This window comes from Caballeronia grimmiae (genome assembly GCF_022879615.1).
GTDB lineage: Bacteria > Pseudomonadota > Gammaproteobacteria > Burkholderiales > Burkholderiaceae > Caballeronia > Caballeronia grimmiae.
On record NZ_CP084271.1, the window covers coordinates 1559889 to 1573191 of the forward strand.

Annotated in this window: 12 protein-coding genes; 7 read left to right on the top strand and 5 right to left on the bottom strand. The window is 62.7% G+C overall.

The genetic code is table 11. From position 1 onward, the window contains the following. Positions 1–10 precede the first annotated feature (10 nt). Together LDZ21_RS07395 and LDZ21_RS07400 are read left to right on the top strand one after the other, a co-directional pair. On the top strand, positions 11–961 hold the full coding sequence (locus LDZ21_RS07395) for a choline ABC transporter substrate-binding protein (protein ID WP_244792407.1): 951 nt from the start codon (positions 11–13) through the stop codon (positions 959–961). Positions 962–1005: 44 nt separating this feature from the next. Next, positions 1006–1353: a DMT family transporter gene (locus LDZ21_RS07400; protein ID WP_244792409.1), complete on the top strand. Its 348-nt coding sequence runs from the start codon at positions 1006–1008 to the stop codon at positions 1351–1353. Between the two features lie 205 nt (positions 1354–1558). Here the strand turns inward: LDZ21_RS07400 and LDZ21_RS07405 are convergent, their stop codons facing one another. Next, positions 1559–2392: an oxidoreductase gene (locus tag LDZ21_RS07405; protein WP_244792411.1), complete on the bottom strand. Its 834-nt coding sequence runs from the start codon at positions 2390–2392 to the stop codon at positions 1559–1561. A gap of 95 nt (positions 2393–2487) precedes the next feature. Between LDZ21_RS07405 and LDZ21_RS07410 the strand changes: the two genes are divergently transcribed. Both LDZ21_RS07410 and LDZ21_RS07415 read left to right on the top strand, forming a co-directional pair. Continuing rightward, on the top strand, positions 2488–3447 hold the full coding sequence (locus LDZ21_RS07410) for an AraC family transcriptional regulator (RefSeq protein ID WP_244792412.1): 960 nt from the start codon (positions 2488–2490) through the stop codon (positions 3445–3447). 587 nt (positions 3448–4034) lie between these two features. Then, a complete protein-coding gene (locus LDZ21_RS07415) occupies positions 4035–4724 on the top strand; it encodes a type 1 glutamine amidotransferase domain-containing protein (protein ID WP_244792414.1) in 690 nt (229 codons plus the stop codon). Positions 4725–5057: 333 nt separating this feature from the next. Here the strand turns inward: LDZ21_RS07415 and LDZ21_RS07420 are convergent, their stop codons facing one another. Further along, positions 5058–5909, bottom strand: coding sequence for a LysR substrate-binding domain-containing protein (locus tag LDZ21_RS07420; RefSeq protein ID WP_244792416.1), 852 nt, complete (start codon positions 5907–5909; stop codon positions 5058–5060). A gap of 75 nt (positions 5910–5984) precedes the next feature. On the opposite strand from LDZ21_RS07420, the gene LDZ21_RS07425 reads away from it, so the two are divergent. Next, positions 5985–6920 (top strand): DMT family transporter, encoded by a 936-nt coding sequence (locus tag LDZ21_RS07425; RefSeq protein WP_244792418.1) that lies wholly within the window; start codon positions 5985–5987, stop codon positions 6918–6920. 444 nt (positions 6921–7364) lie between these two features. On the opposite strand, the gene LDZ21_RS07430 is transcribed toward LDZ21_RS07425, so the two are convergent. Beyond that, entirely contained in the window at positions 7365–7874 is a 510-nt protein-coding gene (locus LDZ21_RS07430; RefSeq protein ID WP_035969635.1) for a universal stress protein, read from the bottom strand. Positions 7875–8166: 292 nt separating this feature from the next. Between LDZ21_RS07430 and nodI the strand changes: the two genes are divergently transcribed. Beyond that, positions 8167–9123: a nodulation factor ABC transporter ATP-binding protein NodI gene (nodI, locus tag LDZ21_RS07435; RefSeq protein ID WP_244792420.1), complete on the top strand. Its 957-nt coding sequence runs from the start codon at positions 8167–8169 to the stop codon at positions 9121–9123. Positions 9124–9130: 7 nt separating this feature from the next. Then, positions 9131–9976, top strand: coding sequence for a nodulation factor ABC transporter permease subunit NodJ (locus tag LDZ21_RS07440; protein ID WP_280519407.1), 846 nt, complete (start codon positions 9131–9133; stop codon positions 9974–9976). A 49-nt stretch (positions 9977–10025) separates the two neighbouring features. Here the strand turns inward: LDZ21_RS07440 and gnd are convergent, their stop codons facing one another. After that, the gene (gnd, locus tag LDZ21_RS07445; protein WP_244792422.1) at positions 10026–11006 is read right to left on the bottom strand and encodes a phosphogluconate dehydrogenase (NAD(+)-dependent, decarboxylating); all 981 of its coding nucleotides are present in this window, start codon (positions 11004–11006) and stop codon (positions 10026–10028) included. A 7-nt stretch (positions 11007–11013) separates the two neighbouring features. Beyond that, the gene (gene tkt / locus LDZ21_RS07450) at positions 11014–13113 is read right to left on the bottom strand and encodes a transketolase (RefSeq protein WP_244792424.1); all 2100 of its coding nucleotides are present in this window, start codon (positions 13111–13113) and stop codon (positions 11014–11016) included. Positions 13114–13303: the final 190 nt, after the last annotated feature.

Genomic DNA, 13303 nt, shown 5'->3' on the forward strand with positions numbered 1-13303 from the left:
CGGAGTACAGATGAGAAAGTACACAGCCCCGATAGCGGTGGCAATCGCGATCGCAAGCAACTTCGTCGTCAGTGCCCATGCAGCAGATCCCGCAGCGTGTCGCGCGATTCGCATGGCCGATATCGGCTGGTCCGATATCGCCGCGACAACGGGCCTCGCCACTAACGTGCTGCTGGGGCTCGGCTACGCTCCGTCGAAGATAATCGCATCGGAGCCGATCACGTTCGCCGGCGTAAAAGCCAAGCAGATCGACGCCTTTCTCGGCTACTGGTCGCCCTCGATGGATTCGGTCATCGAGCCATTCGTCAAATCCGGGTCTGTCAAGGTGGTGAACCCGCCCAATCTGACCGGCGCGAAATACACGCTGGCCGTCCCCGATTATGTCTATGACGCGGGGATCAGGAGCTTTGCGGACATCGCCAAGAACGCGGACAAGCTGCAGTACAAGATCTATGGCATCGAGCCGGGCAATGATGCGAACGGTCTGATCGACAAGATGATCAAGACGAATCAGTTTGGCCTCGGCAAGTTCAAGCTCGTCGAGTCTAGCGAGGCGGGGATGCTGGTACAGGTGAATCGGGCGGTGCAGAACAAGCAGTGGATCGTTTTTCTCGGATGGGAACCGCACCCGATGAACGTCCGGATGAAGATCAAATACTTGTCCGGCGGCGACGATGTCTTCGGACCGAACTATGGCGAAGCCAAGGTGTACACCGTGCAGCCGAGCGACTACGCGGCGCGATGCCCGAACGCGGCTAGGTTACTCGCGAACCTTCGATTCACCACGTCCATGGAAAATCAAATCATGACGCGCATCATGGACAAGGAAGACCCCAACAAGGCGACGCTGGCCTGGTTGAAGGCAAATCCGTCGGTGCTCGACAGCTGGCTTTCCGGCGTGACGACTCTTGATGGAAAGCCGGGGCTGCCCGCCGTTAAAGCCTATCTCGCAGACCACTGAGCGCGAAAGCCGGAATCCGGAGGCCGCGGCCAATACCCGCAACCATGATCAACGAGAAGATGTCGGCCTACGGGGCACTCTTTGTAGCGATCCTGCTCGAGATTGTCGGTACGACCTGCCTGCAAAAGTCGGATCAGTTCACGAAGCTCGTGCCTACCCTGGCCATGGCCGGTTGTTATTTGGGCGCGTGCTATTTTCTCTCCATCGTTCTCAAGACGATTCCGGTCGGGCTGGCTTACGCAATTTGGAGCGGACTGGGTATCGTGCTGATTTCGACCGTGAGCTTCTTCGTCTTTCGTCAGCGGCTGGACGCGCCTGCCGTTGTGGGTCTTGGCTTTATCGTATTGGGCGTGGTAATCATTAATGTCTTCTCGAACGCCAGAGTTCATTGAACGAGTGTAGTGGTACCGCATGAATTGTCTCTTCGTGGCGCTGCGCGGGAGCGTACGCCGGGATGCAGAGGCAATCGTCGTCGAGGAGAGACGCCAGTAATTCCGATGAGGGGCGACTTAGTATGTTATGCGAAGCATGTGCAACGACTGTTACTGAGCCGTCCCTTTCGAAACCTGACGCGATGCGCTGCCGCGTCAGCACTCCTTAGCCGTCCGTGGAAACCGTGACGGCCTCCCATGCACGAATCTCGTCGTCGAGCGCCGACAGCTTGCCTCTTACCAGCCCTAGTGCGTCGCTGCCAAGCAAGAGATGCACCGGCGGCCTGTCTGCGGCGATCGCCGTGAGCATCGCACGTGCTGCCTTTCGCGGATCGCCCAGTTGCTTGCCGCTCTTCTCCTCGCGAGATTTGCGAATGGGGTCGAAAACGTCATCGTAGTCCGGGATGGACCGGGGCGTACGCTTCATCGAGCGGCCCGCCCAGTCGGTCCGGAACGAGCCTGGCGCCACGGCCGTCACTGCGATTCCAAATGGCCTGACCTCTTTGGAGAGCGCTTCTGAGATGCCTTCGAGCGCGAACTTGCTCCCGCAGTAATAAGCAATTCCGGGCATCGTAATGAAGCCGCCCATCGACGTCATGTTCATGATGTGCCCGCGTCGGCGCGCACGCATGAAAGGCAGTACCGCCTTCATCATGGCAACTGCACCGAACACATTCACATCGAACTGTCGACGCATCTCCGACAACGGCGACTCTTCCATGATGCCTTCATGCCCGTAGCCAGCGTTATTGACCAGTACATCGATCGGCCCCACGCTGTTCTCGATCTCCGACACTACGGCGTCGATCGCATCGAAATCGGTGACGTCGAGGACTCTTCCGAACGCGACGCCGGGGGATAGCGCCTCGAAATCATCCTTGGCCTGTTCCGTTCTCACCGTACCGACAACCCTGAGGCCCATCGCGAGTGCCTCTTGTGCGAGTGCCCGGCCAAAGCCGCTACTCACGCCAGTGATAAGTAGAGTCTTGCTGAATTTCATGGAAGCACGCTCCGTCACGTTGACTGAAGAGTGCATGCTAATCTTGCAACAGAGGCCCGATAAGGCAAATTCCGCTAATTTCCTTGCACAAAACTATGAGCTCGAAACCGGAGCGGACTGAACGGTCCAGTCGGACTCAGAACCGGATTGTGGCGCTCTTGCGCGCGCTGGCGCCTTGCGAGGGCTACAACCTCACACCACTGCCGAGCGTCCGCATCCTTCGTTCGGACCGGGCGTTGTCGCGCACGCCGGTCCTCTATGACCCGGGCATTGTGATCGTGTGTCAGGGCCGCAAATGTGGCTACTTCGGTGATCGGCTCTACCTCTACGACGAACATCACTATCTCGCTGTGTCGGTGCCGGTGCCCTTCACTATGGAGACCGATGCCACGCCGCAGCGTCCGTTGCTTGCCCTGTACTTGCATCTGGATTTCACCATGGCGGCGGACCTCGCGGCCCAGATCGATCGCGAAGGCGTGACGGACCTCGTAGACGCGCCCCAAAGCATGATGTCGACGCCGATGGACGACGCCATGCAGTCGTCCGTGTTGCGCTTTCTCGAAGCGATGCACCGGCCGCTGGAGCCCGCTGTATTAGGCGAAGGGCTACTGCGCGAACTCTATTTCCGTGTGCTGACCGGAGCGCAGGGGCGTTCGATGAAAGAGGCCCTCGCGATGCGCGGGCAGTTCGGCCGTATCGCTCGATCTCTGCGCCTCATCCACTCCGGCTATGCGCAGCCGCTCGACGTGACGCAACTCGCCAGGGAAGCCGGCATGAGCGTTCCGAGCTTCCATAGCCACTTCAAGGCGATCACGCATGTATCGCCGATGCAGTACGTCAAGTCGACGCGTCTGCATCAGGCCCGGCTGTTGATGGTGCGCGAGGGCCTGAGCGCGGACGCCGCCAGTCACGCTGTGGGCTACACGAGCCCCTCCCAGTTCAGCCGGGAGTTCAAGCGCCTCTTCAGTTCAACGCCCGCAGCGGAGACGCGACGCATGCGCGATAACTTCGCTGTCCCGCCGTTTGCCGACGCGACCTATGTCTCGTCGCACTGAGGGTTGCATGCGCGTTCTCGTCTGAAGGCAATCTAACGATGAACGCACGGTGACCGAGGGTAGAAGACGCGAACGAGAACATGGCGACGGATCGCGCTGGACCGGCGTCTCATGCAGGGGTCAAAAACGTAGCGAGTCGGACTTCGCGATCGCGAACGTATGTCGCCGACGCGTTGCCGACGGTCGGATCGTTGCGGTTCCAAAAACTGAAGCCGAAGTCGACACGCCTCCGCCTTTCCAGCCGTTTGGAGAGCGGTACGAGTGCGTCGGCTGCAGGCGAAGCCCAGTGTGGTTATGCTCGTAAACCGTTCGACATCAACGAACCTATAACGTTGGTGAAGGATTGCACTTGAAGTCGATGGCGAACCAGAAGCGGTTGCTCAGAGCCTTCATCAACTTTGGCCGGGCGCGAGCGTGATGGTCAAGATCGTTAGAAAAGTCGAGCCATTCGAGACAGCATTGGCAACAACGCGGCAGGCGCTTCATCTCGCATAGGACTTGCGAGCAAAGACGCACTTCACCGTAGTGCATTTTCCGAACGGAGTTGCAGACGACTGGCGTGCTTACATCATCTGAAGGAGCTTCAAATGAAAGTACTGATAGTTCTGACTTCGCACGATCAACTGGGCAATACCGGGCGCAAGACGGGGTTTTGGCTCGAAGAACTGGCCGCGCCCTACTACACGTTCAAGGAAGCGGGAGCGGAAATCGTTCTCGCCTCGCCTCGCGGTGGGCAACCGCCGCTCGATCCGAAAAGCAATGAGCCTGAGAATCAGACGGACATGACGCGCCGCTTCGAACGCGATGCGGACGCTCGCGCACAGCTTGCCGCGACCGTGCGGCTGGACAGCGTCTCGCAGGCCGACTTCGATACGGTTTTCTATCCAGGCGGTCATGGCCCGTTGTGGGATCTTGCCGAAGACAAGAACTCGATCGCGTTGATCGAATCCTTCGTCGCCGCCGCCAAGCCGGTCGCCCTCGTGTGTCACGCGCCCGGTGCTCTGCGCCACGTCCGCACCGCTGATGGTAAGCCGCTGGTCCAAGGCAAGAAGGTCACGGGCTTCGCCAATTCCGAGGAAGCGGCAGTGGGTCTCACCGACATCGTGCCGTTCCTCGTCGAAGACGAACTGAAGGCCAAGGGTGGGATTTACTCGAAAGCCGACGACTGGGCGCCCTATGTCGTCACTGACGGCTTACTGATCACGGGGCAAAACCCGGCGTCTTCATCGCCTGCTGCGGCTTCACTGCTCAAGCATCCGGCACTTGCCTCGCGCTAGAACGGACCGCGCCATCCATTGGCGCGGGCCTTTTGACCCACGTCCATCGAACGGGCGTGGTGAAGAGTAATAGGAGGTTCACCGCGACCGGAATTGCCGCGCCGACCGTGCTCGACTTTTGTCATCAGGCGATTGCCTCAGCTTCCGGCTGTGCTCGCTTTCGCTAGCGATCGAACAACCTGCAGACGTCGGCATCAACTGGATCATGCCGCGCCCAACGCGCCGACACCTCTGCGGCGACTCCTCGCCGGCTCCGCGGGCGCCGCGTCCCGGCAGATCGTCCCACGCGTTGTCTGCGAGCCCGGGACAGTCACGATCCCCGCCCGGTCCAGTCTACAGTCTGAACTTCTGTCGAAGCGCCTTCGCAAGCACTTCCGCCGCCTCTGTCGTGCGCCCCCGAGTGCCCCGCATCAGTGTCACGCCGTGATCAGCGATAACCGGAAGTTCATCCAGTACCCGCATGTTCGCGGTGACTCGAGCACGGTCGAGCAGCGTCACCGCCAGACCCGACTCAACGCATGCCTTGATGACCTGCGTCGATCCGCTGTCGAGGATCACACGCCATCTGCGGCCCTCCGACTCGAGCGCGCTCATCATTGCTGCGCGGTACGGACATGGCTCCGCATAGAGCGCTAGTGGAAGCGGTGCGCTCTCATCGCGCGCGAAGGTCGTGCTGCCGACCCAGACTGGCGTTGTGACCGTCAGAAGGTCCGCAGCCGCAACTTCATGCGACGGTTGTACAACGATCGCCAGATCGAGCTTGCCGCGGTTGATCTGATCGCGAAGCTTGTAGCTCGGCGCCGTCTTTACTTCCAGCACGACGTTGGGCCAGCTGGCAGTAAATTCGGGCAAGATGTCCTGGACCACATGCGCCGCGTACTCATCGGGTATGCCGACCAGAACGCGGCCGGCCAAGGTCTTCCCGTGCATTGCCTCGATGGCGCGATCGTGAGCCGCCAATATCTCACCTGTGGTCGACAAAAGCCGCTTGCCCAACGCCGTCAGCGTGACCGACTGGTTGTCTCGATCGAGCAACCGTCCACCCGCGATCGCTTCGAGCCGCTGGATATGGATGCTCACCGCTGCGGGGCTTCTATTGACGAACTCCGCGGCGGTCCGAAATCGTCCGAACCTGGCAATTGCGTGAAAGGTACGTAACAGGTCGATATCGAGAACGGAATTCATGATTTAGCGTTGTTGAACGACCAGGTCAGTATATTTTGATTTCCGAATCGACGCTGCGGCGGTAACGTGCTTTTCATGACGCACACACCCACGGAACGCCAGAACTTGCACACCGCTTCGATCGGCATCGATCGCGTACCGCTTCCCCTGCTCGAGGCGCTGATGGTCGCAACCTGGAGTTCCGGCTTCGTGGGCATGCGGTTCTCAGCCGATTACGCACCGGTGTATCTCGTCATCCTGTGGCGGTTCATCACATTGTTGCTGGGCCTTTTTCCGCTCGTCGCGAGGGAGATCTGGCGCAGGCCCTTGAGGGCTTTACTTCGCCAGTTACTCATCGGAGCGTTGGCGATGGCGGGCTATCTCGCCGGCGTTGCGGGAGGCATCCAGCAGGGCGTGCCGGCCGGACTCGCGGCGCTCGTCGCGGATTTGCTGCCGCTTGGCGTAGTGCTCATTTCGACGTTCGCCTTCCGGGAACGCAATCCGGCCGCAGTATGGGCAGGGTTGACGCTAGGCGTTGCAGGAACGCTCATAGTCGGCCGCGACGCCGTTTTGCTCGGGAAAGCACCCGCGTGGGCATACGGACTACCCGTCGCCGGAATGCTTTCGCTCGCGGTAGCGACTGTGTGGCAGCAGCGGACCACGACTCGTAACGACGGGCTAAGTCCACTCGGCATGCTGTGGCTACAAAGCTTGGTTTCGGCACCGATTTTTTTCGGGCTGCAGGCCTTGCAGGGACAGGTGATGCCGCTTATGAGTGTCGGATTTGCCGCAAGCGTCGCCTGGACGGCCATCTTCGCAACTGTCGGCGGATGCGGCCTATATTGGCTCTGCCTGCGGCGGTCGTCGCCCGCTCGCGTCACGAGCGTGCTCTTTCTCAGCCCGCCCGTCACCATGATCTGGGCATGGGCGATGTTCGGAGAGCCGTTGTCCGGTTCGATGGCCATCGGGACAGCAATCTCTGCGCTCGGGATGATGCTGGTGATAAGGGATGGTCGCAAACAGGCTGCGTGATGCTCTCGTCTTCTCCACGGCTAAGCTCGCGCGAATCGAGGAATCGTGAGTACGTCAGCAAGCGACGCAGTTCCACTCTCACTGACAGATTTCTCGCACCGCGACGGAGCGCCGCTGCGTTCAGTCGATAACGCACTCACGCGTTGTTTAAGGCAGCAAAACGCCAGCCCAGCGGATGCCCGGCCTCATCTGAAAGCATTGCGCCGCGCGATCCCGGCGAATGGCCGCCCACGCCGCCACGCGCCGGATATCCGCGCCGGGGCGCTTGGCCCAACCGCCGATGCTGCCACAGACAACCGCCGGTACTGCGACTTCAACACCTTCGTCGTGACCTATCAGCACGGCGCAGCGACGCGCGCTACTCGGCCACCTTCCGCCGCAGCCGGCTCGCGTCAGGGAAGCTCGCCGCCGTCGATCTCAACGGCTGACGAGCTCGCAGCACGATCATGCGCCCTCTTCAGCTTTAACCGGCTTCGCGGCATACGCGGCTTCGTCTTCCGCTTCGGCGGATTCGCCCGCCTGACAGACCGCCACCAGAATGCTGCACTTCACGCGATCGAGCAGCGGCGTATTGCCCGCGCCCATCCACCATCGCGCGAGTCCGCTGCGGCAGCGATGCCCGACGACCACGAGGTCCACCTTGAGGTTGTCGGCGAGCGCGGCGATCTCGTCGATAGGATGCCCGAACGCGAAATGCCCCTGCGCCTGCAGTCCGCGTTCACGCAGCCAGTCGACGCCCTCTTGCAGAATGTCGCGCGCCGCATCTTCGAAACGCCCGCACGCGACGTCCGTCAACAGACCGGCGCTCTGCGCGATGCTCGATCGCATGTCGACCACGGCAAGCACGTGTGTTTCCGCGTTGAGGTCGAGCGCCAGGTTCGCGCCCTGGCGCAGCGCCTTGCGGCCTTCCCGGGAGCCGTCGTAGCACAGCAGAATTTTTCGGTAACTTGTCATCATGCCTCCCTGCCGCATCGCATGAGCGCGGCGTAACTCGATCATCGTGTGCCGCGACCCGCGTCGCAACGATGGAAAACGCTAATCTTCCGCAACGCGACACCGCACTAGCTTGCACCGTGCCAGTTTCCGCCACATCCCTTCCAGCAAGGCTTCGGCGCGTTCGGCGCAACCCGCGCCGGACGCAGCCGGCACTCGTTTGACTCGCGCGCGCAGCATGCAGTTGCGCGCAAGCGTCGCAGTGGTGCATTGGATTACACTAGCCCGCTGCTTTCCCTCAAACAGGTCACGCATGGCAACGCAGGCTCCGCGCGCCGCGTCCGGGCATCACGCTCAGGCCGCGCCCGCCATCGAATTCAGCGAAGTCAGAAAACAGTACGGCGGGAAGAACGTCGTCGACGGACTGTCGTTCGACGTGCGTCCGGGCGAATGCTTCGGACTGCTCGGTCCTAACGGCGCCGGCAAGACGACGACGCTCAAGATGCTGCTCGGCATCACGTCGCCGGATAGCGGGACGATCCGCCTCGTCGGCGAACCGGTTCCGTCGCGTGCGCGCTTCGCCCGCCAGCGCGTCGGCGTCGTGCCGCAGTTCGACAATCTCGATCCCGACTTCACGGTGCGCGAGAACCTGCTCGTCTTCGGCCGCTACTTCGGGCTGACGGGCGCGCGGATGACCGCGCTGGTGCCGTCGCTGCTGGAGTTCGCGCGGCTGGAAAGCAAGGCCGATGCGCGCGTCGGCGAGTTGTCGGGCGGCATGAAGCGGCGGCTCACGCTGGCCCGCGCGCTCGTCAACGATCCCGATGTCCTCGTGATGGACGAGCCGACCACCGGCCTCGATCCCCAGGCGCGGCATCTGATCTGGGAGCGGCTCCGCTCGCTCCTCACACGCGGCAAGACCATTCTGCTGACCACGCATTTCATGGAGGAAGCCGAGCGCCTTTGCGACCGCCTGTGCGTGATCGAAGAGGGGCGCAAGATCGTGGAAGGCCGGCCGCGCGATCTGATCGCGTCGGTGATCGGCTCGGACGTCATCGAAATTTACGGGCCGGACCCGCGTGCGCTGGCAGCGGAACTGGAGCCGCTCGTGGAGCGAATCGAAGTGAGCGGAGAAACCATTTTCTGTTACGCCGACGATCCGCAGCCCGTGCACGCGCGTGTGAAGGGACGCGCGGACGTTCGCTATCTGCATCGTCCGGCGAATCTTGAAGACGTGTTCCTGCGCCTGACCGGGCGCGAAATGGTGGACTGAACGAACGATGGAAACCTTCGAACAACCGGGCGTTCAAGCCGACAAGACCCGCAAGCAGCCGGGCAGTCTCGCGCCGCTTTCGAGCGCCCTGCCCGCCAACGCGACGCACTGGATGTCGGTGTGGCGGCGCAATTACCTCGTCTGGAAGAAGCTCGCGGTGGCGTCGATGATCGGCAATCTCGCCGATCCGATGATCTATCTGTTCGGCCTCGGGCTCGGTCTCGGGCTGATGGTCGGGCACGTCGACGGGGTGTCGTATATCGCGTTTCTGGCGGCGGGCACGGTGGCGTCGAGCGTGATGATGTCCGCGAGTTTCGAAGCGATGTACTCGGGCTTTTCGCGCATGCAGGTGCAGCGCACGTGGGAAGCGATCATGCACACGCCGCTCACGCTCGGCGATATCGTGCTGGGCGAAATCGTGTGGGCCGCGAGCAAGTCGGTGCTGTCGGGCGTCGCGATCATGGTCGTCGCGGGCGCGCTCGGTTACGCGAATTTTCCGTCGATGCTGCTCGCGCTGCCCGTCATCGTGCTGACCGGACTGGCGTTCGCGAGCACGGCGATGATCGTCACCGCCATTGCGCCGAGCTACGACTTCTTCATGTTCTATCAGACGCTCGCGCTCACGCCGATGCTCCTGCTCTCCGGCGTGTTCTTCCCGGTGACGCAACTGCCCGCGCTCGCGCAGCACGCGACCCAGGCGCTGCCGCTCTATCACGCAGTCGAGCTGATTCGTCCCGCGATGCTCGGACGCCCCGCCGATGGAGTCGCCCTGCATCTGGCCGTGCTGATCGCCTATACCGTGCTGCCGTTCTTCGCGTGCGCGTGGCTCTTCAGGCGGCGCATCATGAAATAAAAACGGCGACGGACGCTCACCGTCCATCGCCGTCTGCCGGCAAAGGCGCTTACTTCGCCGGAAACTCCTTGTGCCCGCCGAAGCCGAAGCGCATCGCGGAGAGGATGCGCTCGGGGAAGAGATCGGCATCGCGCGAGCGGAACCGCGTATAGAGCGCAGCCGACAGCACTTGCGCCGGAACCGCTTCTTCGATCGCCGCTTCGATCGTCCAGCGTCCTTCGCCGCTGTCGGCCACTTCCGTCGAGAAGCGCTCGAGTCCTTCGTCGCTCGCGAGCGCGCCCGCCGTCAGATCGAGCAGCCACGACGACACGACACTGCCGCGCCGCCACACTTCGGCGATATCGGCAAGGTCGAGCGAGTAGCGTTCGCTCTCCGGCAAGTCCGGCGACTCCTTATGCCTGAGGATGTGGAAGCCTTCCGCATACGCCTGCATCAGTCCGTACTCGATGCCGTTATGCACCATCTTCACGAAGTGCCCCGACCCGACCGCGCCGCAATGCATGTAGCCGTTCACGACGCGCGGATCGCGTCCTTCGCGGCCCGGCGTTTCCGGAATGTCGCCGCGGCCCGGCGCGAGCGTCGAGAGAATCGGATCGAGCCGGCGGACCACCGCTTCTTCGCCGCCGATCATCATGCAATAGCCGCGCGTCAGGCCCCACACGCCGCCCGACGTGCCGACATCGACGTAATGCACGCCCTGCTCGCGAAACTGTGCGGCGCGGCGGATATCGTCCTTGTAGAAGCTGTTGCCGCCGTCGATCACCACGTCGTCCGCCGCAAGAATCTTGTGGAGATCCGTGAGCGTGTCCTCGGTGATCTTGCCCGCGGGCAGCATCAGCCAGATGACGCGCGGCGCGGCGAGCTTCGAGACGAGATCGCCCAGGTCTTTCGCACCGGTCGCGCCTTCGCTCGCGAGCGCCTCGGTCGCTTGCGGGTTGTGATCGTAGACGACGCATTCGTGCCCGCCCTGCATCAGACGCCTGCCGATGTTGCCGCCCATGCGTCCCAGCCCAACGATGCCGATCTGCATGATGTGCTCACTCCTTGCCATTGGCGTCGGCCTTCACGCGCTCGATCTGCTTCTTCGCGGCTTCGTAGACGCCTTCGAGCGTGAAGCCGAACTTCGTCTTGAGCGCCTTGAGCGGCGCCGATGCGCCGAAGGTATGCATCACGATCTGCGCGCCGAGACGCCCGGTATAGCGGTCCCAGCCGAGCGTCGCGGCCTGCTCGACCGCCACGCGCGCATTCACGCCCGACGGCAGCACCGATTCCTTATACGCCTCGTCCTGCTTCTCGAAGATGTCCCACGACGGCATCGACACGACGCGCGCCGCGATGCCTTCGCTCTTGAGCTTCTCATACGCCTCGACGCACAGCGACACTTCGCTGCCCGTCGCGAGCAGCAGCACTTCGGGCTGCTTGCCGTTGGGGGCATCGGCGAGCACGTAAGCGCCGCGCCGCACGCCTTCGGCCGACGCGTACTTCGTGCGGTCGAAGGTCGGCAGCGGCTGGCGCGTCACGACGATGCACGACGGCTCCTTCGAATGCGACAGCGCCACGCGCCAGGCTTCGCTCACTTCGTTGGCATCGGCGGGGCGCAGCGTCGTCAGACCGGGCACGCCACGCAGCGACGCAAGTTGCTCGATCGGCTGATGCGTCGGACCGTCTTCGCCGACGCCGATCGAATCGTGCGTGAACACGTAGATGACCGGCACTTCCATGATCGCCGAGAGACGGATCGGCGGCTTCATGTAGTCGCTGAAAATCAGGAATGTCGATGCGAACGGCCGCAGCCCCGACAGCGCGAGCCCGTTGGCGACCGCGCCCATGCCGTGCTCGCGAATGCCGAAGTGCAGATTGCGCCCGCCGTAGTTGTCGTGCTCGAAGCTGCCCGCGCCTTCGAACTTGAGATTCGTTTTCGTCGATGGCGCGAGGTCCGCCGCGCCGCCGAGCATCCAAGGGATGCGTTGCGCGATCGCGTTCAGCACCTTGCCCGACGATTCGCGCGTCGCGATGCCCTTTTCGTCCGGCTCGAACGTGGGAATATCGGCGTCCCAGCCCTCGGGCAGCTTGTTCCCGAGCATCAGCCACGCTTCTTTCGCGAGCTCGGGGTTTGCCTTCTCGTAAGCGTCGAAGCGCTGCTTCCACTCGGCATGCGCCGCCTTGCCGCGCGCGCCCATGCCATCGGCGAAATGCTGCATCACGCCATCGGGGACGAGGAACTGCGCGTCTTCCGGCCAGCCGTAGAACTTCTTCGCGAGCTTGATTTCCGCGTCGCCGAGCGGCTCGCCGTGCGCGCTCGCCGTGTCCTGCTTGTTCGGCGCGCCCCAGCCGATGATGCTCTTCACCACGATCAGCGTCGGCTTGTCCGTCGACGCCTTCGCTTCGTTGAGCGCGGCTTCGAGCGCGGCTGCGTCGTTGGCGTCGTCGACGTGCAGCGTGTTCCAGTTGTAGCCGTGAAAGCGCGCTTCGACGTCGTCGCTGTAGGCGAGGTCCGTGTGGCCTTCGATCGTCACGCGGTTGCTGTCGTAAATCCAGATGAGGTTCGACAGCTTCAGATGCCCGGCCAGCGACGCCGCCTCGTGCGAGACGCCCTCCATCATGTCGCCGTCGCCGCAGAGCGCATAGACGCGGTAGTCGAAGAGCGTCGCGTCCGCCTTGTTGAAGTGCGTTTCCTTCCAGCGCGCGGCCATCGCCATGCCCACGCTGTTGCCGAGACCCTGTCCGAGCGGGCCGGTCGTGGTTTCGACGCCGGTCGTCATGCGGAACTCCGGGTGGCCCGGCGTCTTGCTGCCGAGCTGGCGGAACTGCTGGATATCGTCGATGGAAACGGCGGGCTTGCCGGTCGGCTTGCCGCTTTCATCGACCTCCTTCACGCCCGCGAGATGCAGGAGCGAATACAGCAGCATCGACGCATGCCCGACCGACAGCACGAAGCGGTCGCGGTTCGGCCACAGTGGCGCGTCCGGATCGTAGCGGAGATGGTTTTGCCACAGATGGAACGCGACCGGCGCGAGCGCCATCGGCGTGCCGGGGTGGCCGGAATTGGCTTTCTGCACGGCGTCCATCGACAGCGTGCGGATCGTATCGATGGCTAGGCGATCCAGATCTTGGGATTGCGGCGTGACTTGCGACATGAGCGACGACTCCTTTCTTGAAGAGCGCGCTGTGGCGAGAGGCGCCGCAGCGGGCAACCAGGACCATCGAGCAAGTGCGGTGCCTTACGGCGGCATCGCACGCGAGTAAGACGGAAAGTGCGCCGTCAGGCGCAACTCTCGTATTCGGCAGGACTGGGACGCGACGCGCACAACCTGTGCGTCCGGTGAT

Bases quoted from the DNA above. Each gene is read 5' to 3' on its own strand.
- LDZ21_RS07440 (WP_280519407.1), top strand. From the start codon at position 9,131: ATGGAAACCTTCGAACAACCGGGCGTTCAAGCCGACAAGACCCGCAAG.
- nodI (WP_244792420.1), top strand. From the start codon at position 8,167: ATGGCAACGCAGGCTCCGCGCGCCGCGTCCGGGCATCACGCTCAGGCC.
- LDZ21_RS07420 (WP_244792416.1), bottom strand. From the start codon at position 5,909: ATGAATTCCGTTCTCGATATCGACCTGTTACGTACCTTTCACGCAATT.
- LDZ21_RS07415 (WP_244792414.1), top strand. From the start codon at position 4,035: ATGAAAGTACTGATAGTTCTGACTTCGCACGATCAACTGGGCAATACC.
- LDZ21_RS07395 (WP_244792407.1), top strand. From the start codon at position 11: ATGAGAAAGTACACAGCCCCGATAGCGGTGGCAATCGCGATCGCAAGC.
- tkt (WP_244792424.1), bottom strand. From the start codon at position 13,113: ATGTCGCAAGTCACGCCGCAATCCCAAGATCTGGATCGCCTAGCCATC.
- LDZ21_RS07425 (WP_244792418.1), top strand. From the start codon at position 5,985: ATGACGCACACACCCACGGAACGCCAGAACTTGCACACCGCTTCGATC.
- gnd (WP_244792422.1), bottom strand. From the start codon at position 11,006: ATGCAGATCGGCATCGTTGGGCTGGGACGCATGGGCGGCAACATCGGC.
- LDZ21_RS07410 (WP_244792412.1), top strand. From the start codon at position 2,488: ATGAGCTCGAAACCGGAGCGGACTGAACGGTCCAGTCGGACTCAGAAC.
- LDZ21_RS07405 (WP_244792411.1), bottom strand. From the start codon at position 2,392: ATGAAATTCAGCAAGACTCTACTTATCACTGGCGTGAGTAGCGGCTTT.
- LDZ21_RS07400 (WP_244792409.1), top strand. From the start codon at position 1,006: ATGATCAACGAGAAGATGTCGGCCTACGGGGCACTCTTTGTAGCGATC.
- LDZ21_RS07430 (WP_035969635.1), bottom strand. From the start codon at position 7,874: ATGACAAGTTACCGAAAAATTCTGCTGTGCTACGACGGCTCCCGGGAA.